This window comes from Adhaeribacter arboris (assembly GCF_003023845.1).
Lineage (GTDB): Bacteria > Bacteroidota > Bacteroidia > Cytophagales > Hymenobacteraceae > Adhaeribacter > Adhaeribacter arboris.
In genome coordinates this window covers 2,140,392-2,162,744 of sequence record NZ_PYFT01000001.1, presented here as the reverse complement: position 1 = coordinate 2,162,744, position 22,353 = coordinate 2,140,392, and the positions used below count along the sequence as shown (strand labels likewise).

The 22,353-nt window shown below is 41.4% G+C and carries 18 protein-coding genes; 6 read left to right on the top strand and 12 right to left on the bottom strand.

All coding sequences use genetic code 11. From position 1 onward, the window contains the following. Positions 1–98: 98 nt before the first annotated feature. The 3 genes from AHMF7605_RS08815 to AHMF7605_RS08805 are packed head-to-tail and all read right to left on the bottom strand — an operon-like array spanning position 99 to position 5,633. Complete coding sequence (locus AHMF7605_RS08815; protein ID WP_106928425.1) at positions 99–3,227, bottom strand: efflux RND transporter permease subunit; 3,129 nt, start codon at positions 3,225–3,227, stop codon at positions 99–101. Positions 3,228–3,232: 5 nt separating this feature from the next. Beyond that, positions 3,233–4,327, bottom strand: coding sequence for an efflux RND transporter periplasmic adaptor subunit (locus AHMF7605_RS08810; RefSeq protein ID WP_106928423.1), 1,095 nt, complete (start codon positions 4,325–4,327; stop codon positions 3,233–3,235). Positions 4,328–4,340: 13 nt separating this feature from the next. Further along, positions 4,341–5,633, bottom strand: a complete 1,293-nt coding sequence (locus AHMF7605_RS08805) for a TolC family protein (protein ID WP_106928421.1) — start codon at positions 5,631–5,633, stop codon at positions 4,341–4,343. Between the two features lie 488 nt (positions 5,634–6,121). Here AHMF7605_RS08805 and AHMF7605_RS08800 point away from each other — a divergent pair, with 488 nt between their 5' ends. After that, positions 6,122–6,580, top strand: coding sequence for a hypothetical protein (locus tag AHMF7605_RS08800; protein ID WP_106928419.1), 459 nt, complete (start codon positions 6,122–6,124; stop codon positions 6,578–6,580). A gap of 176 nt (positions 6,581–6,756) precedes the next feature. Here AHMF7605_RS08800 and AHMF7605_RS08795 read toward each other — a convergent pair whose 3' ends face one another. After that, a complete protein-coding gene (locus AHMF7605_RS08795; RefSeq protein ID WP_106928417.1) occupies positions 6,757–7,098 on the bottom strand; it encodes a tetratricopeptide repeat protein in 342 nt (113 codons plus the stop codon). A 58-nt stretch (positions 7,099–7,156) separates the two neighbouring features. On the opposite strand from AHMF7605_RS08795, the gene AHMF7605_RS08790 reads away from it, so the two are divergent. From AHMF7605_RS08790 to AHMF7605_RS08780, 3 genes are read left to right on the top strand one after another with little or no spacing between them, the layout of a single operon-like run. Beyond that, positions 7,157–7,894: an electron transfer flavoprotein subunit beta/FixA family protein gene (locus tag AHMF7605_RS08790; RefSeq protein ID WP_106928415.1), complete on the top strand. Its 738-nt coding sequence runs from the start codon at positions 7,157–7,159 to the stop codon at positions 7,892–7,894. Position 7,895: 1 nt separating this feature from the next. After that, positions 7,896–8,870, top strand: coding sequence for an electron transfer flavoprotein subunit alpha/FixB family protein (locus AHMF7605_RS08785; RefSeq protein WP_106928413.1), 975 nt, complete (start codon positions 7,896–7,898; stop codon positions 8,868–8,870). Between the two features lie 32 nt (positions 8,871–8,902). Continuing rightward, the gene (locus AHMF7605_RS08780; RefSeq protein ID WP_106928411.1) at positions 8,903–9,505 is read left to right on the top strand and encodes a bifunctional nuclease family protein; all 603 of its coding nucleotides are present in this window, start codon (positions 8,903–8,905) and stop codon (positions 9,503–9,505) included. A gap of 87 nt (positions 9,506–9,592) precedes the next feature. On the opposite strand, the gene AHMF7605_RS08775 is transcribed toward AHMF7605_RS08780, so the two are convergent. From AHMF7605_RS08775 to AHMF7605_RS08760, 4 genes are all read right to left on the bottom strand, one after another. Beyond that, positions 9,593–10,498: a cation diffusion facilitator family transporter gene (locus tag AHMF7605_RS08775; RefSeq protein WP_106928409.1), complete on the bottom strand. Its 906-nt coding sequence runs from the start codon at positions 10,496–10,498 to the stop codon at positions 9,593–9,595. Between the two features lie 211 nt (positions 10,499–10,709). Continuing rightward, positions 10,710–11,531 carry a DUF4249 domain-containing protein gene (locus AHMF7605_RS08770; RefSeq protein WP_106928407.1) on the bottom strand — a complete coding sequence of 274 codons (822 nt, stop codon included), beginning with the start codon at positions 11,529–11,531 and terminating at the stop codon, positions 10,710–10,712. Positions 11,532–11,536: 5 nt separating this feature from the next. Beyond that, on the bottom strand, positions 11,537–13,849 hold the full coding sequence (locus tag AHMF7605_RS08765) for a TonB-dependent receptor (RefSeq protein ID WP_106928405.1): 2,313 nt from the start codon (positions 13,847–13,849) through the stop codon (positions 11,537–11,539). A 181-nt stretch (positions 13,850–14,030) separates the two neighbouring features. Further along, a complete protein-coding gene (locus AHMF7605_RS08760; protein ID WP_158267479.1) occupies positions 14,031–15,878 on the bottom strand; it encodes a M61 family metallopeptidase in 1,848 nt (615 codons plus the stop codon). 239 nt (positions 15,879–16,117) lie between these two features. Here AHMF7605_RS08760 and AHMF7605_RS08755 point away from each other — a divergent pair, with 239 nt between their 5' ends. Beyond that, a complete protein-coding gene (locus AHMF7605_RS08755; protein ID WP_106928403.1) occupies positions 16,118–16,729 on the top strand; it encodes a hypothetical protein in 612 nt (203 codons plus the stop codon). Positions 16,730–16,890: 161 nt separating this feature from the next. Continuing rightward, positions 16,891–17,271 (top strand): hypothetical protein, encoded by a 381-nt coding sequence (locus AHMF7605_RS08750; protein ID WP_106928401.1) that lies wholly within the window; start codon positions 16,891–16,893, stop codon positions 17,269–17,271. Positions 17,272–17,792: 521 nt separating this feature from the next. On the opposite strand, the gene AHMF7605_RS08745 is transcribed toward AHMF7605_RS08750, so the two are convergent. From AHMF7605_RS08745 to AHMF7605_RS08730, 4 genes are all read right to left on the bottom strand, one after another. Continuing rightward, a complete protein-coding gene (locus tag AHMF7605_RS08745; protein ID WP_146153549.1) occupies positions 17,793–17,990 on the bottom strand; it encodes a hypothetical protein in 198 nt (65 codons plus the stop codon). A gap of 152 nt (positions 17,991–18,142) precedes the next feature. Further along, positions 18,143–18,607: a hypothetical protein gene (locus AHMF7605_RS08740; RefSeq protein WP_106928397.1), complete on the bottom strand. Its 465-nt coding sequence runs from the start codon at positions 18,605–18,607 to the stop codon at positions 18,143–18,145. A 423-nt stretch (positions 18,608–19,030) separates the two neighbouring features. Beyond that, positions 19,031–21,424, bottom strand: coding sequence for an ABC transporter permease (locus AHMF7605_RS08735; RefSeq protein WP_106928395.1), 2,394 nt, complete (start codon positions 21,422–21,424; stop codon positions 19,031–19,033). Continuing rightward, the gene (locus tag AHMF7605_RS08730) at positions 21,405–22,106 is read right to left on the bottom strand and encodes an ABC transporter ATP-binding protein (protein ID WP_106928393.1); all 702 of its coding nucleotides are present in this window, start codon (positions 22,104–22,106) and stop codon (positions 21,405–21,407) included. The genes AHMF7605_RS08735 and AHMF7605_RS08730 overlap by 20 nt, the downstream gene beginning before the upstream one ends. Positions 22,107–22,353 lie beyond the last annotated feature (247 nt).

Genomic DNA, 22,353 nt, shown 5'->3' with positions numbered 1-22,353 from the left:
TAATTAGGGTCAAAACCTGTATGGCTGTAAAGAAAAAAGGAAGCCAGTAGCTTCCTCCTTTACCTTTATAAACCAAATCAAAATAAAAAGTCAATTTTTTAAGCCGTCGCTAACCGTCTCTGTTTTTTCTCCAGCCGTTGTTGTTTGCGGTGATAAACTAAATCAAAAATTAACGGGAAAATGAGTAAGGTTAAGATGGTGCCGCTAATTAAGCCGCCAATTACCACGATAGCCAAGGGTTTTTGCGTTTCGGAGCCAATGCCCGTAGAAAGAGCGGCCGGCATTAAACCAATCATCGCCATGAGAGCCGTCATCACTACTGGGCGAGTACGGGCGCGAACACCTTCGTAAATAGCCTGACCCAACGGTAGTTTCTCTTTTATGTTTTTCTTGAATACCGATATTAAAATTACCCCATTTTGCACGCACAGTCCAAAGAGCGCAATAAAACCAATCCCGGCCGAAATACTAAATACCGTACCCGTAGCGTGTAGCGCCAGTATTCCGCCAATCAGCGCAAAAGGTACGTTAAGGAGCACCAGGGCGGCATCCAGCATATTGCTAAACATGATAAACAAAATCACAAAAATAATGAGCAAGCTTATGGGTACCACCTGCGTTAAGCGGTGGGTGGCGCGCACCTGGTTTTCAAACTCGCCGCTCCACTGTATGGAATAACCTTTAGGTAGTTTCACGGCGTTTTGTACTTTCTGCTGCGCTTCTTTAATGGTGCTACCTAAATCGCGCTCCCGAATAGAAAATTTTATGGCTACAAAGCGCTGGTTATTGTCGCGGTAAATAAAAGCCGCACCGGTATTGCTTTTAATATCCGCTATTTCGCGCAAGGGTATTTTGCTGCCATGGATGGTGGGTACTTTTAAATCACCAATATCGGATTCGTTGGTGCGGTATTGTTTGGGATAACGAATGCGCACGTCGAATTTCTTCTCGTTCTCGAAAAGTTGGGTAGCCGCTTTACCACCTATGGCCATTTCTATTACAGCCTGCGCATCGGCTTTTTGTACGCCGTAAGTAGCCATTTTCTCTTCGTTCAAGATAATGGCAAGTTCGGGTTGCCCAATGTTGCGCAATATTCCCAGATCTTTTACGCCCGGTACTTTTTGCAATACTTTTAATACTTCGTCGGCCTTGTGGTCTAATTCTTCTAAATCTGAACCAAATATTTTTACGGCCAGCGAGGCGTTTATGCCGGCTACTGCTTCGGCTACGTTATCTATTATTGGTTGCGAGTAATTATACACAATGCCGGGATATTGCCGCAGTTGTTCATCTATTTGCTCAATTAACTGGTCTTGGGTAATGTGGCGTTTCCATTCTTTTTTCGGATAGAGGTTCACCTGGCATTGCACGTAATAAAATCCGGAAGGGTCGGTACCATCGTTAGAGCGGCCAGTTTGCGAAAGAACATCCTGTACTTCCGGAAACGTCCGGATTTTACTCCGGATTTTGCTTACCATAGCTACTGTTTCGGTGAGCGAGTTGCTCATGGGGAGTTTGGCTTCTACCCACAACGAGCCTTCGTTAAGTTGCGGTAAAAACTCGGAACCTAAAAACTTAAACGAGAACATAGAAAGTGCCAGAATTACCAGGGCTACCCCAATGCTGGCTTTTTTATGCCGGTAGGTAAAGTTAAAGCAATTGGTAACGCCACGTTCCAGGTACAAAACTAAGGGATTGTGTTTTTCGCGTACATTTTTATTTAACAGTATACTAGCTAAAACGGGCACCAGGGTTAGAGTAAACAGCAAAGCGCCCAACAAGGCAAACCCCAGCGTAAAGGCCAAAGGCGAGAACATTTTTCCTTCTACTTTCTCGAAGGAGAATATAGGCAACAAGGCTGTGATAATGATTAACTTGGAAAAGAAGATGGCTTTGGCCATTTCAGAACCGGTTTTTTTGATTAATCCGAGCTTAGACAAACGATTAAATTTATCCATGCCTACTTCGTGCGCCTTATGGTCGAGAACCACAAACAAACCTTCCACCATTACTACGGCACCGTCAATGATTATCCCGAAATCCACGGCACCCAGTGAAAGTAAGTTCGCCGACATGCCTTTCAGGCGCATGCACATGAAGGCAAATAAAAGGGCTAAAGGAATAATGATGGAAACAATAAGGGTAGTGCGCCAATCGGCCATAAATAGAAAAACTACCACCGTTACCAGAATAATACCTTCGGCTAAGTTATGCATCACGGTTTCGGTGCAAAAAGCCATTAGGTTATCGCGGTCGTAGAAGGTTACAATTTTCACATCAGCCGGTAAAACATCGGAGTTAAGCTGTTTAATTTTATCTTTTACCCGCGCCAATACTTCGGAAGGGTTTTCACCTTTCCGCATAACCACGATGCCTTCCACTACGTCGTTGTTGGTGCCTTTACCCGCCTGACCCACCCGCGGAGCGGCAGCTTCCTGCACATCAGCCACGTTTTTCACCATTATGGGCGTACCATTTATGTTCTCCACGATAATGTTTTCGATATCAGTAATGCTGTTGAGTAAGCCTACGCCGCGAACCACATATGCTTGACCGTTTTTTTCAATCACATCACCGCCCACGTTAATATTACTTTTAGATACCGCGTTAAATACATCAAGAGGCGTAATGTCGTATTTAGCCAGTAAAGAAGGATTAACGCTTACTTCGTAGGTTTTTTCCTCCCCGCCAAAAGTTACGATATCAGCCACGCCGGGCAAGCTGCGCAACTGGCGGTCTACTACCCAGTTCTGATAGGTTAATAAATCGCGTGAAGTGCGTTGTTTACTTTCCAATGTATATCGGAAAATTTCGCCGGTTGGGCCATACGGCGGTTGTACCACCGGGTCTACTCCCTCGGGCAGCGCTACGTTGGCTAATAGATTATTCACTTGCTGCCGGGCAAAGAAATCATCCACATCATCGTCGAAGATAATTTTCATGACCGATAACCCGAACATAGAAATTGACCGCACATTCGTTTTGCGCTGCACTGAGTTCATGGCAATTTCGATGGGAGTAGTTACAAAGCGCTCTATTTCTTCGGCGCTGCGGCCATTCCATTCGGTAACTACAATTATTTGCGTGTTGGTTACATCCGGGAAAGCTTCGATGGGAGTTTTCTGGAAAGAGTAAAAGCCGGCAATCGCTAAAACAGCAGTGGCAAAAAATATGAAAGGCCGGTTTTTTAAAGAAAATGCTACCAGCCCGGAAATAAATTTATTCATAAAATTTAGTCGTTTAAAGCGTCGTAAACGAGTAATTGGTAATCGGTTATAACTTTTTCGCCGGGTTTGAGGCCGGTTTGTATGTAGGCTGTTTGGTTTACCGTTTTGTACAACTCCACGGGGCGTGTATCGATGTCGCAGCGTTTGCGGTACACCATAATAAAATTGCGGTTCTTATCAAAAATGACGGATATGGCCGGTACGGCAATTAGTTGCTTATCTTCGGGATAATGAATGGTAACATTGGCGAACATTTCCGGTTTCAGGGCAAAATCCGGGTTATCTAACTTAATTCGCACTTTCATTACTCGCGTGTCCGGGTCGAGCACATTAAAAATTTTATCTACTTTGCCGGTAAATACTTTGTCGGGGTAACTTAAAACGGATACGGTGGCCTGGTAGCCTTCTTGTACTTTGGCGATATCCGTTTCGTACACATTGGCTAGTATCCAAATATCGTTGAGGTTAGAAATGGTAAATATATTATCGGTATTGTCCGGGCGGATTTGCATATCGCGGTTCACCTTTTTCTCCACCAAAAATCCCGAAGCAGGCGCTTTTACCACGTAATCCGAGGCTTTGCCGATGTTATAAATTTTAAAAATTTCGTTTATTCGCTTTACTTCAGCCTGGGCTTTACTTTTTTCTTTTTGGGCCGTAACGTAGTCCCGCTCCGACATTAGGCCGGATTTATACATATCTTCGGCGGTACTCAGGTTTTTATCGGCCAGGAGCAAATTAGATTGGGCATTGGTTAATTGTTGTTCAAAATCGGCTATTTCGCTGCTGTGAATAACGGCTAACACTTGTCCTTGCTTTACCTGGTCGCCTAACTCAGCTTTTACATCTACCACATTGCCGCCAACCAAGGGGTAAATTTTAAATACTTTCTGCTCGTCGAAGGCGACCTTGCCCGAAAGCTTCAGTTCATTTTGTACTTCCTGTACCCGCGCGGTATCGAGTTTTATCATGCTGCTGATAGTGTCGGAGAGGCAAAAACCCAGGTCTGCCTTTTCAATTTCTCCGTGACTTTGCTGGCAACCGCTGAACAGAAAGGTAGCAGCTACCACCATGCAGCCGCTTATTAAAAGATTTTTCATGATTTAATTGGGTTTACTGATATTTTATAATGGGAGCGCCAACGGCAAAATTTATTTCTTCTAATGCGCGTGCGCGATTGCTTTGCAATTGCAGCATCTGGGTGATGCTTTCGGTGTAGGTTTCGTAGTAATCTATAAATTCGATGAGGCTGATATTGCGTTTACTGAAACTGGAAGTAACACCGGTTATCAGTTTGTCAAAATCCTGGGAGAACTTCGCATCAAAATCAGAGTAAAGTTTATTTGTAGTAAGAACGTGGCTGAAGGCAGTAACTACGTCTTGTTCTACCTGATTTTGGTATTGTTCGTAGTCGAGTTTACTTTTCTCAAGTAGTTGTTGCGCGATTTTAATGCCGCCTTGGTTCCGATTAATGACCGGCAGACTTATCTGCGCCTGCAACCCGGTATAATCGCGTACAAAGGAACCTTGCCGGTCGTACACGCCGCCTAATGTGAGGTCTGGTACCGACAAAGATTTTTGATAAACTAAATTGGCTTCCTGTTGCGCTATGCCGGTCTGGTAAATTTTTAAATCATAACGGTTTTGTGTGGCCGTTTGCAGCAGTTCCGGCAAGTTAAGCTGGGCAGTAACTTGGTTAAGTTGATTTTGGTCAATAACCGGCAGAACAAAAACATTTGGTTCAACATGCAGCAAAATTCCTAAATCAGCTTGGTGTTGGTTTATTTGATTGAGTAAATCTAGTCGTTGGTTTTCGAGAGAGAATATTAAAGCCTTCAGCCGGGTAACTTCTTTTAAAGCCACATTGCCTTTGCTGTATTGAGTTTCGAAGGCGCCTACTAATTTACGAACCGGTTCAATCCGGTCGGAATAGGTTTTTAAATTTTGCAGCAGATACGATAGTTCCAACAGGGAGGTCCGCAGTTCAAAACGTAGGCTGCGCAGCAAATCAAAATACTGGTACTCGGTCATACGGGCATTTAGTTGCTCTACCGCTACGCGCTTGTTCCGTTTGCCGGCTAACTGAAATAATTGTTGTACCTGCACAATTAGCTGCCCCGATTTGCTTACATCAAATTCCCGATTGTTCTGCGGATTGTAAATATTTTGCTCTACGCTAATAGTAGGGTTTGAAAATAATCGCGCTTGTATAACGGCTGCGGCGGCCGCATTCACCTGCAATTTTTGCGAAAGCAGCGAGAGGTTATTTTGCGTAAATAATTTTTCGGCCTCGTTGATAGATAACCGGAGTGTATCTGTGCGGGCAGCAGTTAAAGTAGCCGTTTGCGCTCTTGCCTGACTACCACAAGCGAAAAGAAATACTATAAATAAGATAAGCCTTTGCATACGTAAAGTGGTATTAAGACGAAGCAAAGGTAAATGGGTGGTATTAGAGCCGGATTAGAAGCACATTAGAATAGGATTAGAATTGCAATAATTAATAAAATTGAATAGAAATTTAAGTTGAGGAAGGCAAAGCTTATTTCTAGCAATTTTTGGAGAATAGAAAAAAGTAGATTGGAACCAGACAGCTTCAAGAGAAAAGGAATTGTGAGGTAAAGTAATTGCTCAAAGCTATTCTCAGATTTGAAATTGCCTGCTAAATTAAACTAAGCGAATGGATGGCAAAGGACGGTATTTTGATTTTTTAAGTTATAAGTTTTTAAGCACTTAGCAGAATTTTTATAATCTATATTAACTTTTTGTTAATATTTTACGTAAGGCCAGAATTAGTACTTAGCAGTAGAAGGTAACAAATACCCGTAAGCAAGTAGTAAATAATACTTAAATTAATTTGAGACAGTATAATACGCATAAACAGTAAATTTCTGATTATGAACAATAGTTTACCTAAAGGAGAATTAGTTTTATTATGTAATAACGGCTACTTCGTAGAAAAAATATTATATACTAATTTGCGGTTTGAGCCGCAGGAAATTTTACACCGTTCTCTTATATCCTTAGCCGATGAGCAATCTTTTGATGCAGTTTTACAACTGGTTAGTGAATTGCGTGCGCAAGGCAGCACCACTGATTGGTATATTAGCCTGGTTTTAGGAGATACTACTTTAAACTTTGCCTTTTCGGGCACCAGCATGCACGAACACATCGTCCTGACTGCCTCTGTAGAAGAAGTAGATCCAGCGTTGATTATACCTACCGATAAAAATCAAAAAAACAACGCTGAACCTATTAATTCTCTAGCGGATCAGGCCTTCGGTGATTTGGTTCTGATTGAGCAGATCAATCGGATTAACAATAATAGTTTTATAGCTAAATATAAGTCCAATTAGTTTTATCAATTTTAAAAATTGAACTCAACTCTTTGTATAAAAGAGTTTTAATATCCAGCGTTTAAGAAGCGAAATACTTATTTGTTTTCAGATAAACAGGTTTTTGTATTACTTTTTTAAAAGCATTATTTTAACTGTTTGCTTATCTGTCAGCAAATGCGAGTTATACTTTCTATCTACTCGTCCTCCTCGTAATCCAGGTCCATTAATCGGTTAAAAGCTTGCTGCAACTCCGAATAAGCGTGGCGATTTCCTTCTCGTTGACTTATCAGCATGCCTTTTTTGTAGATTTGCTCGGCCTTTTCTTTTTCCCCGAAAGATTCGTGTAATTTCCCGGCGTGGTAATAGGTGCCCGTGTAATTTTCGTGGTCCTGCAATAGTTTTTGGTAATATTCCATTGCTTTAGATGGATCAATTTTTAAATATTCCGTAGCAATAGCATAGAGCGTAAAAGCATCATTGGGATCTTCGCGGTAAAACTCGAAAAGTTGGTCTAATCTGGTGCTGTTCCTTTCCATTATGGCTTATTTTTATAACTTTGCGCAAATTTAATTTTTCTACGTAAACAATTCGTCGATGAAGATTTTAGTTTGTATAAGTAACGTTCCCGATACCACTACTAAAATTTCTTTTTCTCCTGATAATAAAGAACTTAACACTGCTGGCGTACAATTCGTAATAAATCCATACGACGAATATGCACTTACCCGGGCGATTGAGTTAAAGGAAAACCAGGGAGGCACGGTAACAGTTCTAAATGTAGGATTACCGGATACAGAAGCTAATATCCGGAAAGCCTTAGCTATTGGCGCCGACGATGCTATTCGGGTAAACGCGAAACCTACGGATGCTTTTTTTGTAGCACAACAAATTGCTTATTACGCAAAAGAAGGTGCTTATGATTTAATTTTGATGGGAAAAGAGTCGGTGGATTATAATGGATTTCAGGTGCACGGAATGGTAGCCGAATTATTAGGCTGGCCGGCCATAGTACCAGCTATTAAACTGGACGTATCGGGCACTACGGCTACGCTGGAGCGGGAAATTGAAGGCGGAAAAGAAATTGTACCGGTAAATTTACCTTTGGTAGCCAGTGCGCAGCAGCCCATGAGCGAGCCTCGGATACCTAATATGCGGGGCATTATGACGGCCCGGACCAAACCTTTAAAAGTAGTAGAACCTATAAGCGTAGAGGTGAAAACTAAAACAGAGGCGTATTCGCTGCCGGAGAAAAAATCAGGAGTAAAGTTAATCGATCCGGCCAATGCCGGCGAACTAATTACGTTGTTAAGAAACGAAGCTAAAGTAATTTAATATGTCGGTTTTAGTATTTATTGAATGTGCGGATGGTAAAGTTAAAAAATCTTCGTTCGAAGCGGCTTTTTACGGCCAGCAAGTGGCGGCCAGCTTAGGTACACATGCAGTAGCGGTCGCCGTAGGGGAGGTTGCTACCGAAGAATTAAAAAGCTTAGGCGGGTACGGAATCAGTAGAGTATTAGTAGACGAGGAGCCCCGCCTGAAAGATTACGTGAGTCAGGCTTATACTAAAGTAGTCGCCGCCGCTACCGAAAAAGAAAATGCTACGGTAATTGTGTTATCTAATACCAATATTGGGGCAGGCATTGGCGCCCGGTTAGCGGCACGGTTGCAGGCCAGCTACGCGGCTAATGTAGTAGCGTTGCCGGAAGTTTCGGGGAATAGCTTAAAAGTAAAGAAAAGTGTTTTTTCCGGGAAAGCTTTTGCCGAAGAAACCTTAACGGCTGCCATTAAAATAATAGCGGTCAAAAAAAATAGTCTGGAAGTGAAAGAACCCGTTTCCGGCGAAGCCGCAATTGAATCTTTTAGCACTGCTTTAACGGATTCGGATTTAACGGGTGCTCCCCAGGAAACCATCCGGGCCACCGGCGACGTATTATTAACCGAAGCCGATATTGTAGTATCGGGTGGACGTGGGTTACGCGGTCCGGAAAACTGGCATTTGATTGAAGATTTGGCAAAAGCCTTAGGAGCGGCTACTGCCTGTTCTAAGCCAGTAGCCGACGTGGGTTGGCGTCCGCACCACGAACACGTAGGCCAAACGGGAATAACTATTAGCCCTAATTTGTATATTGCCGTTGGTATTTCAGGTGCTATTCAGCATTTAGCGGGTGTAAACTCTTCTAAAGTAATTGTCGTTATTAACAAAGATCCGGAGGCGCCTTTTTTTAAAGCGGCGGATTACGGAATAGTAGGAGATGTATTTGAGGTTGTACCCAAACTTATCGAAGAGGCGAAAGCTCTGGCAAAATAATTAGCAGAACACACCACACTAGACGAAAAACTGTGAAAAAAATTCAGTTAGAAATATTAGGATTATCATCCAGCCAGTCACAATCCGGATCATTTGCGCTGGTTTTAGGGGAGAAAGATGGAAATCGTCGTTTACCCATCATTATTGGCATGTTCGAGGCCCAATCCATCGCGATCCAGATAGAAAAAATTAATCCTAACCGGCCGCTTACGCACGATTTATTTAAATCATTTGCGCAGCAGGTCCGGATAAATGTTAAAGAAGTTTTAATATCCGACTTGAAAGAAGGCGTTTTTTATTCGAAAATCATTTGTTCCGACGGCCTTCGTGAATTTGAATTGGATTCCCGCCCTTCCGATGCTATTGCCATTGGTTTACGTTTTGGGGTTAATATTTATACCGTCGAAAGTGTTTTATCCGAAGCCGGCATTATTCTGAGCGATTTAGAAGAAGATGAGGAGGAGGAAGAAAGCGACCTGCCAACTACCAGTAAAGCCGAACCGGTTTACGAAAGCAAAGAAAATATTAAGGAAGTATCCGTAGAAGAGCTAAACAAAATGTTGATTGAAGCGCTGGATAAAGAAGATTACGAACGAGCCGCTAAAATCCGCGACGAATTAAATAAAAGAGAATAAAATTAATTTAGGTACCTACCGGAAAGCTTCTTTCACTAATTTAAGTGAAAGAAGCTTTTTTTGTTGGGTTTGAATCCGTTAAATGCATTAAATGCTTAACATTTCCGGTTCAATAAATATTTGTTTAATAGACGGGAATCGTTCCTGAATAGTTTGCCGGATGGTAACAATTGCATTCGTTACTTCAGCGCTATTTACTTCTTCCCGGAAAGCTACAATTAAAATTAAAATAATTTCCTCGGGGGCCAGGTACATGGAAAGTGGCCGTAAAACTTTTTGCACAGTTGGATGCGATTCCGTTAAATGGGTTACTTCGTCTAAAACTTCGGCATCGGCGCTTTCGCCCATTAACAAACTTCGGCTTTCTTTCGCTAATATTCCCGATATAGCTGTCAGAATCAAACCAATAATCATGGAGGCAATACCGTCGAAGTAGGGATTATTATAATAATGACCTAAAAATACGCCCAGGAAAGCCACAGTTAAACCCAATAAATCGGCAGCATCTTCAAACAAAACCACGAAAGTAGAAGGGTCTTTACTATGCCGTACGGCTTTCCAGAACCGGATCGAGCCACGTTGGCGGTTAAACTCTTTTACGGCGGTTATAAATGAAATACCATCAAACACAAAGGCCGCTCCTAATACAATGTAGTTCCATTTAGGATCTTCTATTTGCACCGGGTGCAGCAGGTGTTGCACGCCTTCGTAAAAAGAAATGCCGCCGCCAATGCCGAATATTAAAATTGAAACAATGAAGGCCCAAAAATAAAGTTCTTTACCGTACCCAAAAGGTCGCTTGGCACTCGGTGGCTTTTTGCTTTTAGCAATCCCGAAAAGTAGTAATACTTCGTTGGTGGTATCTACTACAGAGTGGATGCCCTCCGAAACCATTGCCGAACTGCCTGTAATGCTGGCGGCAATAAATTTAGTAATGGCAATGGCTAAATTAGCAGCTAATGCACTATATAAAGGAACTTTAGAGGCTGGCATTTCCGGAGCTACGTTTAATAATTTGCATACGTGTACTCCTTTGCCGCTTATTTGTTTACTTGTTTTTTACTTTGTCGAGTAGTTAAAACCGATTTAATCTAGCGGGCTATTCTGATAAGACAAGGTGATTGTTTAAATGAAAAACTGCACTTAAGATAAAATATTTTATTCTTGCTTAGTAGAAGAAAGAGAAAAAGGCAGGATGAATAACTTATTTTTTGGGCGGCACTACCAGTTTCTTTCGATCATAAACCAAATTTGTAAAAACCCCTAGCCCGCCTTGTACCGTAGATTTTACCCGGCCGGGTTGTGCAAACGGATTGCCATTAGCGTTTTTAGCTTCATCCACGGATTCTTTGAAATCGAAGAAAGCTTTGTCTAAATGATGTAAAGTTACAATTACCGAATCGCCCGGATCAAAATCATAACCGGTACCAAAAACAAAGGGTTTGCCGTTATTTAACTCATCCGGGGAGGTGTATTCTATTTCTGCTTCGTGAAGCAAACTGTCTCTATGAATTGAATACTGGTAATAATCTTCGGTGTTGCCATCGTCCTTAAATTTGGTTAATACCAAAGCTTGCCCTTTGTCATTAAAATTAAATTCTACTGTATCAATTTTTACGAGCGGCAGAATAGTAGTGGTGCCAACCAGTTGACGTCCTCTGGGGTCGGTAATTGTTAAGGTAAATACATCCCCGGGATTGGCTTGTAATACCCCATTCGTAGTATAAGTATAAAATTTTTGGGTAACTTCATCCATACCTACGCCATACGTTAAGGTTTCAGGAACTCCGTTACGCGAAATAGTTACCGCCGCATCTTGAATAATGGTAATATCCGGTTTAGCCAAATAGGAACTACTTTCAATTAAGGAAAGCCGTACGGGTTTGCCTGGTTCCAGGTAACATTCTACTACCATTTGGCTTTGGTAAGGAGGTAAATTTATGTCTATATCTTTTTCCAGGTTACAACCCGTAAAAAATAGCAAGTTCCCTAAAAACAATAAATAACTTCTGCCGGATGTCAGCATAAATACTAAAATTTAAAATTATACGTCACGGAAGGTATTACCGGAAACAAAGAAACTTGTTTGGCTTTGTATTCCTGAGTTTGATCGGTCTCCGCATTTTTTACCTCATCAAAATACACGAAATACGGATTGCGTCGGTTATAGGCATTGTAAACGCTAAACGTTAAGTCAGATTCCCCGCGGCGGGGACGAAGCTTATACACTGCTCCCAAATCCATACGGTGGTAAGAAGCCAGCCGGAATTGGTTACGGTCTAAGTATACCGGCACCACCGACACATCCTCGCCGGGTGGGCCTTGTAAGCCAAACCGACCAACGGGAATAGAATAAGCATTACCGGTGCCATAAACCCAAGTACCCGTAACTTGCCAGCGTTTAGCTAACTGGTGCATTAGTACCGCGGTAATATCGTGGCGGCGATCGGCGCGGGTAGGAAAACGCCGGCCATTATTTATCCCGGCAAATTTCCGGTTCGACCAGGATAAGGTATAACCCAACCAGCCCGTAGTACGACCCGACTTTTTCTCCAGGTAAAATTCGCTACCGTAACTATCGCCGCGCCCAAAAAGAAATTCTTCGTCCAGGTTATCGTTCACAAACAGTTGCGCCCCATCCCGAAAATCTACCTGGTTTTTCATCCACTTGTAATAAATCTCGTGGGTAAATAAATACTGACCGCCTTTAAACAAATGACTCCAACCTAAGGCTACCTGCGTAGAACGTTGGGGTTTAACGGTTTTATTAGAAGGGTACCAAATATCGGTGGGCAGGGAAGCGCCGGAATTACTAACTAAATGAATGTATTGCCGCATGCTGGTGAAACTGGCTTTAAGCGCGGTGTTTTCGGAAAGGCTGTACCGGACGGCAGCCCGGGGTTCTAAAGCGTTAAAACCAGCACCCTGGTTAAAGAAACCAGATAGCCGCAAACCATATTGAAAAGACCAGGCGGGGGTAGGCTGCCAATCATCGGCTAAATACACGCCGTATTCACTGCCCCGGTACCGCGAACCAGCCCCAAAACTAAAACTATTATCCTCGGCTCCCGCTTGAAAACGGCCCACCAGAAATTTATGGTAAGTATAATGCACGCCCATTTTTATTTTATGTGCATTACCCGGTAAGTAATCTAAATCAGTTTTTACGGTATAATCCTGAATGTCGGAGCGTAAATTAAAACTGAAAATATCCAATTTATTGGTGATAGTATATTTGTAACTGGACGTACTGAGCGTAGTGTTGGCGAATAAACGTGAACTAAAAGCGTGATTCCAGCGGAGAGAAGCTACTTTGTTGCCCCAGCCAAAATCAAACTTAAAACCGCTGTTCCGGAAACCAAATATATCGTTACCTAAATAACCGCTGAGGTATACGTTATCTTTCGGGGTAAGATTAAAGGTGGCTTTCGCGTTTAAATCGTAAAAGTAATAATCCGGAATAGGATTATAATCTTCCTTGTCTTCGTTGGCGCGATTAGCTAAGCGGGTAAAAACATCCACATAAGTGCGCCTTCCCGAAATAATAAACGAAGATTTTCCTTTTTTTATCGGGCCTTCTAAGGTCAGCCGGGAGGCAATAAGACCAATGCCCCCGGTAGCGGAAAATTTCTGATTATCGCCTTCCCGCAGTTTTACATCCACTACCGACGATAAACGCCCGCCAAATTGGGCCGGAAAGCCACCTTTGTATAAATCTACGCTCCGAATCGCATCCGAATTAAACACGCTAAAAAAGCCGAATAAATGAGAAGCATTGTAAACGGTAGCATCGTCGAGCAAAAACAAGTTCTGATCCGGGCCACCGCCCCGCACGTATAACCCGGAAGTGCCTTCGCCCCCGGATTGTACGCCCGGTTTTAATTGCAATGTTTTTAGAATATCTACTTCTCCAAATAAAGCAGGCAGTAATTTAGCTTCGCGGGTAGTTAATTGTTCGATGCTCATTTGGGCGCCCGCAAATTTTTCTTGTAAACTACCGCCCTCAATTACTACTTCTTTCAACTGGTTGCCGGCTAAGGGCAATGTCAGGTTTAATCGAACATTCCGCGAAACAGTAATCTGGCGGGTAATGGTTTCGTAACCTACATAAGAGAATTGCAGGGTATACGTGCCCGGAGCTACCCGAAACGTGTAAAAGCCATAGTTATTGGTAGTAGCCCCAATGGTAGTGCCGGTAATAAAAGCTGCCGCGCCAATTAAATTTTCACTGGTATCGTCGGCCCGAATGGTGCCGCTTATGGTATACTGATTTTGAGCAACAACCGATAAGCTGCAACCAAGAAATAAACTAAATATTACCGTACAGTGTAGAATGAAGCGCATGAGGGGCAAGTCTAAGGAGGCTCGTGGTGGTGGCAACACCTTTTAAAAGAATATTGCTTTAAACATAACGCTTTCGAAAGCAAGATGTTTAAAGAACAGGACGAAATCAGGGCAAAATTTAAAAATATGAAATAGGATGCGAAAGAATAACTTGATCTATAATTTTAAAGTCTACGCTACTTTAATTGTTATACAACCAGGAATCGCGTATTATTTTTTGTTGAGGGCTAGCCGCTGAATCTATTTGTAAAACGTACTGCTTCTCTTCGGTGATCTTAATAAGATGTCCTTTTAATTTTTTTAGTTTGATTTTTCCTCGTTTGTTCTCCCGGCCCACTACTACCGTAATTTCATCGCCGGGAGTACGCGTATAGACTTCATTCTTAAAAACAGTTGAAAGCGACTCCGGAGTAAGTGTTTTGTTGTTTAAAGCCCATAATTGATCCCCGACTCGTAAGCCATTCTTTTTATTAAAAGCGTTGGTCTCCGTAAGGTTTTCTAAGGTTAACTTTTGCGCTTTAGCATCATACCCCAATTCTAAACGGCCCAGGGAAACTTTTTCTTCGGTACTAACGGGTTGGTAAATAACTCCTACCGTTTTAAAAATATCGGTGTACGGCAATGGTTGATTACCTTCTACGTGTTTCCGGAAAAAATCGCGAATCTCTGGAAAAGTTAAGGCCGTGATTTTGTCAAAAAGTTCTTCGTCTTTAAAAGCTTTATTTTTACCGTAAGTTAAGGCCAAATCCTGCATCAGCCGCCGAATACCATAGTTTCCATTCGATAATTCGCGCAACTTTATATCCAAGCCTAAACCAATTAAAGCTCCTTTCTGGTACACATTGCCGTATTGGTTAGCGTGTTTATCTAAGGCTCCTTTGCTCATCGCCGTAAAAGGTAGCGTATCGTTGTACCGACTGGCTCCAATAATGTAGTTGCGTAATTTACCTAAATAAGCCTCTGGGGTAAGTATTTTCTGATTTACCTGTACGTGGGTGGCCGCGTATTCCGTAACTCCTTCGTAAAGCCACAAATGCTCCGACATTTTGGGGTTGTTATAATCAAAATCGTGGATTTGCTCGGCGTGAATGCTGAGAGGCGTTACAATATGAAAAAATTCGTGAGCCGCAATGCTCACAATCTGCTGGGCAATTCGTTCCGGATCGGCCTCGGGCATGTAGTAAACCGAAGAATAGGAATGTTCTAAAGCCCCGTAAGCCCCGGTTTTGTTGGGCTTATCCGAGAGATAAATTAAAAAAGCGTAGCGGGGTACGGGTAATTTGCCTCCTAAGTAGTTTTTTTGGGCTTCCAGCGTCGAACGAATAATAGCACCAACGTAATTAGCTTTTACTTTTTTGCCCGGCGAATAAATAGATACCAGAACATCTGCTCCGCCAATATGTAAAACAGTAGTATCGGGTACGCTGTACATTACCGGCGAATCTACCAATTCCATGTAAGTGGGTACAACATAGATGTCAGAGGTGGGAGTGGTTTTAACTGCTTTTAAAGCGGTGGAACCGTAAAAATTTTGCGGTTTCAATACGGTAAACTCATAAGGTAAGCGTTTCAGGTTATCAAAATAACCCATAAAACCGTGGGTATTGAGCAGAAAGTTTTGGTTTGCCTCAATGTTGGTGCCCGAAGGTTCAAAAATAGGGTGGGTGGCTGCTGTGTCCTGGAAAGTATCGTCGATCCAATAAGTGATTTTGGCTAAAGAAGAAGCATTTTTTATTCTCCAGCGATTATCATCCAGTTTTTCAGTTTCCAGTAATTGGCCATTTTTGGCGTAAGCTTTAAAATCAGAAAGGTAGCGTCCAAAATTATCGACTGAATACGTGCCAGGTACCATTTTGGGAATATTATAGACCGTTTCGAGCGTGGTAATAGGTGGTGTTTGCAAAGTTACCTGAACTTTGTCGTTCTGTATGTTTTGTAAATCCAACGTGAAGCGATAGGTGGGAGCAGCAGCGAAGAGGGAAGTTACAGTAAAAAGAGTAAAAGCAATTACGACACAAAATTTCTTCATCCAATAAAATAATAAGTTATACAATAAAGAGTTTACTTTCTCAAAGGTTGAACGTACAGGTAAAGCCAGAATTTATTTTGTTTCAGATACAACAGTAAGTTTTATTTGAAAGAACAAGGTAGAAAACCGGATACAAATACAACGCAACGGCAAAGTATAAAGATACGATTTTGTGAGAATTAGCGCTTTAGACTTGGCCGGGATTTTGTCTGTTTAAAGTGGTTATAAAAATTAGATTTATGAATAAGTTTTGCCTTGCACTGCTTTTTTTACTTTTCATTTTAAATTTTTCGGCGAACGCTCAAAAATACAAGACTACCTTAGGCGTCCGGATCGGGCGTAACGATTTTGGCATAACTGGTCAACAGAAAATTTATAAACAAACTACCCTTGAAGCCATTGGGTTGGTGAGCGGACGGGAAGTAAGCGCGACTGGTTTAGTAGAGCAGCATTTTCCGGTGCTGGGCCAAGGTTTTAATGTTTATTTGGGAGCTGGCGCCCACATCGGGCATTTAAAAGATCACGGCGGATTTTACGGGGGCGATTTATTGGGCGGAGCCGAGTTAAAGTTGCCTATTGTTCCTATTGTGTTGTCGCTGGATTTAAAACCAGCTTTTCATGTTAACCACGAAGAATGGGGTACCGTAAATGGGGCTTTATCTATCCGGTATATTTTAATTAAAGAGAAAAAGGAAAAGAAAAAACTCTTCGGAATTTTTAACCGGAAGGAAGATAACCGCCGTAACCGCAAGCGGCGGAAAGATAAAGACGAAAATTCGAGGGGCTGGTTTCGGAAAAAAGATAAAGAAGAAGAAAAATCCGGGGGCTGGTTCAAGAGGTTCAAAGATTAAATTTAGAATTAAGTTATCAATAGTTGTTTTCAGAAGGCGGGTGGATTACCTTTAATCTGCCAGCCTTTTATTTTAAGAACTAGTAAGCAGTTGAATTATGTAAAACTTTATCGCGCCAAACAAGGTAAAATAAATTTCAAACCACTCTATTTTTACTAAATATGACAACCAGCACTTCGTTCGACGAATTATTAAATACCAAGCAAAAAAAGCTTGCCTTTTTTCAAAATCTAGTGTTAGTAGCAGTGGCCGACCGGCACTTAGATAAGCAAGAAAGCGATTTTCTGGTAACTATCGGCCAGCGTTTAAATTTATCGGAAGAAGATACCCGACCTATTGCCGATAACCTGCCTCTATTAAGTTTTATTATACCGGAAGATGGCTTACAAAAAACCATGGAGTTGCAGACCCTGGTAATGATGGTAGTACAGGATGGTAGAATTGAAGAAAGAGAATATAATTTATGTCTGGATTATGCCCGCCGGATAGGTTATAGCCGGGAAATACTCGATGATTTTATTAATCAATTAAATAATAAATAAATTTTACTTTACTTCCAAGTTGCTTTACAAGCCTCAAAAAGTAAGTGGTAATTAATAAGATACAAGTATCCAGATAGTAGATGGTAGACTTTTTAGGAATTAGTCTATTCATTAGCAAGTCCTAATTACCACAATCTCGATATCAATTAGATCTAAGTAATTTTGTCCCGTTACTTGATAATTCTGAATTTAGAAAATTTATTTGGGTTTAAAACAGTAAGGATTGAAAAAATAACTATATATAACAAAAAAGCACTGTTTTTAGCAGTGCTTTCTTTTTTACATCTGTTCCTACTTGTGTTTTTGAGGTTCTTACATTTACCTCCGGGTCATTTATTTTTACTTACTCATAATTTTCTGAAAAAGTAAGGTCGTGCAAAACACGACCTTACGATAAACACCAACCAACTAATAAAGTATACTTACTAAAATCTTTCTAAAACTTACTTCCATAAACAGAAGAGTAAATTTTTATTCTATTTATTTCTGCGGTTAAGCAGTTACCATCTCTTTTTAAACAGTTATTCTGTCGTTGTTTGATTCACCTGAGCCAGTGCTTTCGCCAAAGTTTTAATTTTAACTTCCTGTTCCGGAGTTTGTTTCTGGGAACTATCAGCAACTAAACCTGGTGTTATTATATCCTGCTCTCGTAAAATGGGCTGGCTTTCAACATCCGGATTAAAACTGTTTTTCAATCCATTAACATTAGACAAAAGCATAAACGCTAGTAGTAAAAAGCGAATTTTCGGAAAGGGCATGTTCATTTTTGATCATTTTTTTCCTAATAAACCCATGCACATCCTAACACATTAACTACTCAGGCATATTTTAAAAGAAGCTATTTTAATGCTTCTTGAGCTTAAAATGCTGCCTAACAGGCGGTCGCTTCGCAGGCATGCAAATACTGCAAACCAAACGGTGTAATTTGGGCATAAACTTTTGTGTCTATCCCTCTAATTATCACAAACTTTTTATCTAGTAAATATTTTATTAAGTTCCCTAACTGCTGCCAATCCTTGGTTTGTAAAGCAGGAATAGGTTCTAAATCAGAAAACTCATTTTTTGAAATTTTCAAAAATGCTAATACTTTTACAGCTAAACTCATTACTTCGCCCGCAACGCTTGCTTGTGGACGGTTAACGGATAACTTGGTGCTCTTCCGAAAGTTTGATTGGGTAGCCCAGTTGTTACTATTCGTTGATTCCAACTCAGAAGGCGGGTTGGGAGTAGACAAACCTAAGGACTTAACAAACTGGGTTATATCTGCCATCTCGGTATGATTTCCCTTGTGTTTGTTGTATAGTCCAACTAAAGATTTTTCTATCACTTCCCGCATTACCTTGTGGTTGTTTCCGGTATTATTTATTTTGACGTTATAAACTTAACAGGACAAGGCCCCGAAAAAAAGGAAAATAACGCTTAAAAAGTAACATGAATTTTGAACGCAGGAAAATATTGAAAAATCCCTCAAATTAAGTATAGATCAGTTTTTTTGGTTTAAAAATAGTTACAAAAGCTTAATTAGTAACAAAAAAGCAAGGTGTTAGCTAATAAATAAATTTTCTTTGGGATGAAAAAAAGTAGCAAAATTTAATTTTTAGGCAAAAAAAAGCCCTCTTGGAGAGGGTGTCTACATTTTTCCCGGTGATTACACAAGCCCAGAAGGCTTGTGCAAATCAGTGGGGTTCTTAACAAAAACAAACAATCTTTATGTATAACCCTGGTTTTAGGTGAAAACCAGGGAATCAAATCAAATAATTTATTCCGATCGCAAAGCTTTTACCGGATTTAACCAGGCAGCTTTTGCGGCCTGAAAACTAACCGTTAACATGGCAATAAATAAGGCTGCTACACCCGCTACCACAAATACCCACCACTGAATCGGTAATTGATAAGCGAAATCTTTGAGCCAATAATGCATGCTGTACCAGGCCACCGGGCAAGCCAGTATAATGGAGATTAAAACGAGTAAGGCAAAATCTTTCGATAGCAGAATAACAATATCGGTAACGGAACTGCCTAAAACTTTACGAATGCCAATTTCTTTGGTGCGTTGCTCGGCCGTGAAAGAAGTTAGCCCAAATAATCCCAAACACGCAATCAATATAGTAAGTCCGGCAAAGTACCCGAAAACAGTGAGCATTTTTTCTTCGGAACGGTATTGCTTGGCAAAATTAGCGTCCAGAAAGAAGTACTCCATTGGGTGCTTAGGATCAAAAGTTTTCCAGATAGCTTCAACCTTACGAAGGGTTAACGGCAAATGATTTGGTTTTAATCGAACTAATAAATAAGCCGGCGGAGTAGGGGATAAGGCTATTACTAAAGGTTCTATTTTATGATGTAACGAAGTATAATGGAAGTCTTTAATCACTCCTACTACCGTACTGGAATCATAGTCGCCCATGGCTAATTTCTTGCCGAGCGGATCTTTCCAGCCTAGGTCTCGTGCCGCTGCTTCGTTTATTAAATAAGCTCCTTTTAAATCAGTGGGATCATTTTTCGAAAAATTTCTTCCTTTTAAAAGTTTAATACCCATTAAATCAATGAAATCGTGGTCGACGAACATAGCGGCCATGGTTTTTTCTACCACCTGCTCTTTAACTTGGGTCTGCACTAATACTCGTACCGTACGTTCACCCGGAATCTGAACACTCGTGGACACTTTCTCCACGTTGGGTTGCTGTAACATTTTCGCTTTTATTTTGGGCAGGCTGTTGGTTAAGCTAGAATCGCCGAGCGGGACTTCAATTACCAGTAATTGTTCTTTTTGAAAACCGAGTTCTGAATTTTTTAAAAATTGCATTTGCCGGTATACAATGAGCGTACCGCTGATTAAGATAAGCGAAATAGTAAACTGCACTACCACTAATCCTTTCCGGAAAAAAGCATTGCTACGCGGATTTTTATCGTTCTTCAGTACTTCGGCGGGTTTAAATTTCGATAAAAAGAACGCGGGATAACTGCCAGCTATTAAACCTACAAACAACACAATTAGAGCCAGGGTGCCGATAAAGGAAGGTTCGGTAAACGATGCGTGCGTAAAATCTTTACCGGTAAGCGCGTTAAAGAAAGGCAGCATTATTTCTACGGATGCTACCGCCAAAAGAATGGCCATTAAAGTAATCAGGACTGATTCGCCCACAAACTGCCAGACCAACTGCGCTCGATGAGCGCCTACTACTTTGCGTAAACCTACTTCGCGTGCCCGCTTCGAGGAGCGGGCCGTCGCCAAATTCATGTAATTGATACAGGCAATGAGGAGAATAAATACGGCGACAAAACTAAAAATATACACGTACGATTTATTGCCGGCCGGTGAAATATCATAGGTGCGGTCGGAAGTTAAATGAATGGCCGAAATGGGTTGCAGCGAAAATCTTAACCGGGCACTTACCTCGTATTTTTCTAACCAGGGAGCTACTTTCTGATTATATAAGTGATCTAATTCTTGCTGAATGGAACTCTCCTGGGCCGATTCAGGAAGTAAAATATAAGTGAACCAAGCCATCGGGAACCAGGTATAATTTGCCGAATCAGCGTAAGAGTATTTTAAAGTTCGCTCCGACAGAAACATGTTTGCTTCAATGTGCGAATGATGATCGTCTTTAAAAACTCCGGTTACCACGTAGGCATTGTTGCTGAATTGTAATACCTGGCCCATGGCATTGTCTACCGAATCAAAGTATTTTTCAGCTAATCGGTCGGAAATAACTACCGTTCGGGCTATTTGCAGCGCCGTACGCGGGTTGCCCACCAAGAATTCGTAAGAAAATATGTCAAAGAACGTACTGTCGGCAAAAAAAAGGCCTTCTTCGTTGTAAGCCTTATCCTCGAGCCAAACCGTTTGTTTGTTCAGCGGTAATAAGCGGGCAACTTTTTCTATTGCGGGGTAATCTTTTTGCATAGCCGCGGCCAAAGGCGCCGGTGAACGCGCAAATTTATCTTGCTGACCTTCCAAATTTATGTCCGTCACAACCCGGTAAATGCGGTCGTATTTATCAAATTGCTGTTCGTAGGTAAGCTCGTGCTTTACATAGAAAAATATAAGAATACACGCTGAAATACCGGTAGCTAAACCCGCAATGTTAATGGCCGAATATGCTTTGTTGCGTAATAAATTACGCCAGGCTATTTTAAAGTAGTTCTTTAGCATAGGCAGGTTTCTTCGTATTTTCGGTTATTACTTCTCCATCAAACAGCCGGATTATCCGGCGGCTGTACTCGGCATCGGTGGGAGAATGCGTTACCATAATAATAGTGGTGCCCGACTCATTTAATTCGGCGAGCAGGTTCATTACTTCCTGACCCGTAGCAGAATCTAAATTACCCGTGGGTTCATCGGCCAAAATTATCTGCGGCGAACAAACAATTGATCGGGCAATAGCCACCCGCTGCTGCTGACCACCCGATAGTTGCTGCGGAAAATGCTGGCCCCGGTGCGCTATCTGTAATCTTTCCAAAGCGGTTGTTACCCGGTAGTTAATTTCCGTTGACGATAACTTCTGGTAAATCAGGGGCAATTCAATATTTTCGTACACCGTTAGTTCTTCAATTAAATTAAAGCTCTGAAATACAAATCCAATGCTGGTTTTTCGTAAATCGGCCCGCTGCCTTTCGTTGTATTGCGCCACATTCTGCCCTTGAAAATAAAATTCACCGGCCGTAGGATTATCAAGTAAACCTAAAATATTCAGGAGGGTAGATTTTCCGCAACCCGATGGCCCCATAATAGCGACAAATTCACCATCGTTAATCTCCAGGTTAACCCGGTTCAAAGCCGTTGTTTCGACTTCATCGGTAGTGTATTTCTTTTGCAGATTAATGGTTTGAATCATGAACCGTAATGTAACTTCTTGCTTCAGCTATAGGCAATTTATTCATTAGCAACAATTTATAAAAACTTAAATGATTCCGTTATTTAAAGTATTTTCTATCCTTAATTTTAACGATTTACTTGTTATTATTTAGGCATCGGGAAATCCAATAAGAATGCCATGTTTGTTAATTAGTTGTAAGTCAGTGGTTTAAAATAATAGCGGAATAGCTTGTAAAGGATTAGTGTACGATAACGAACATATTATG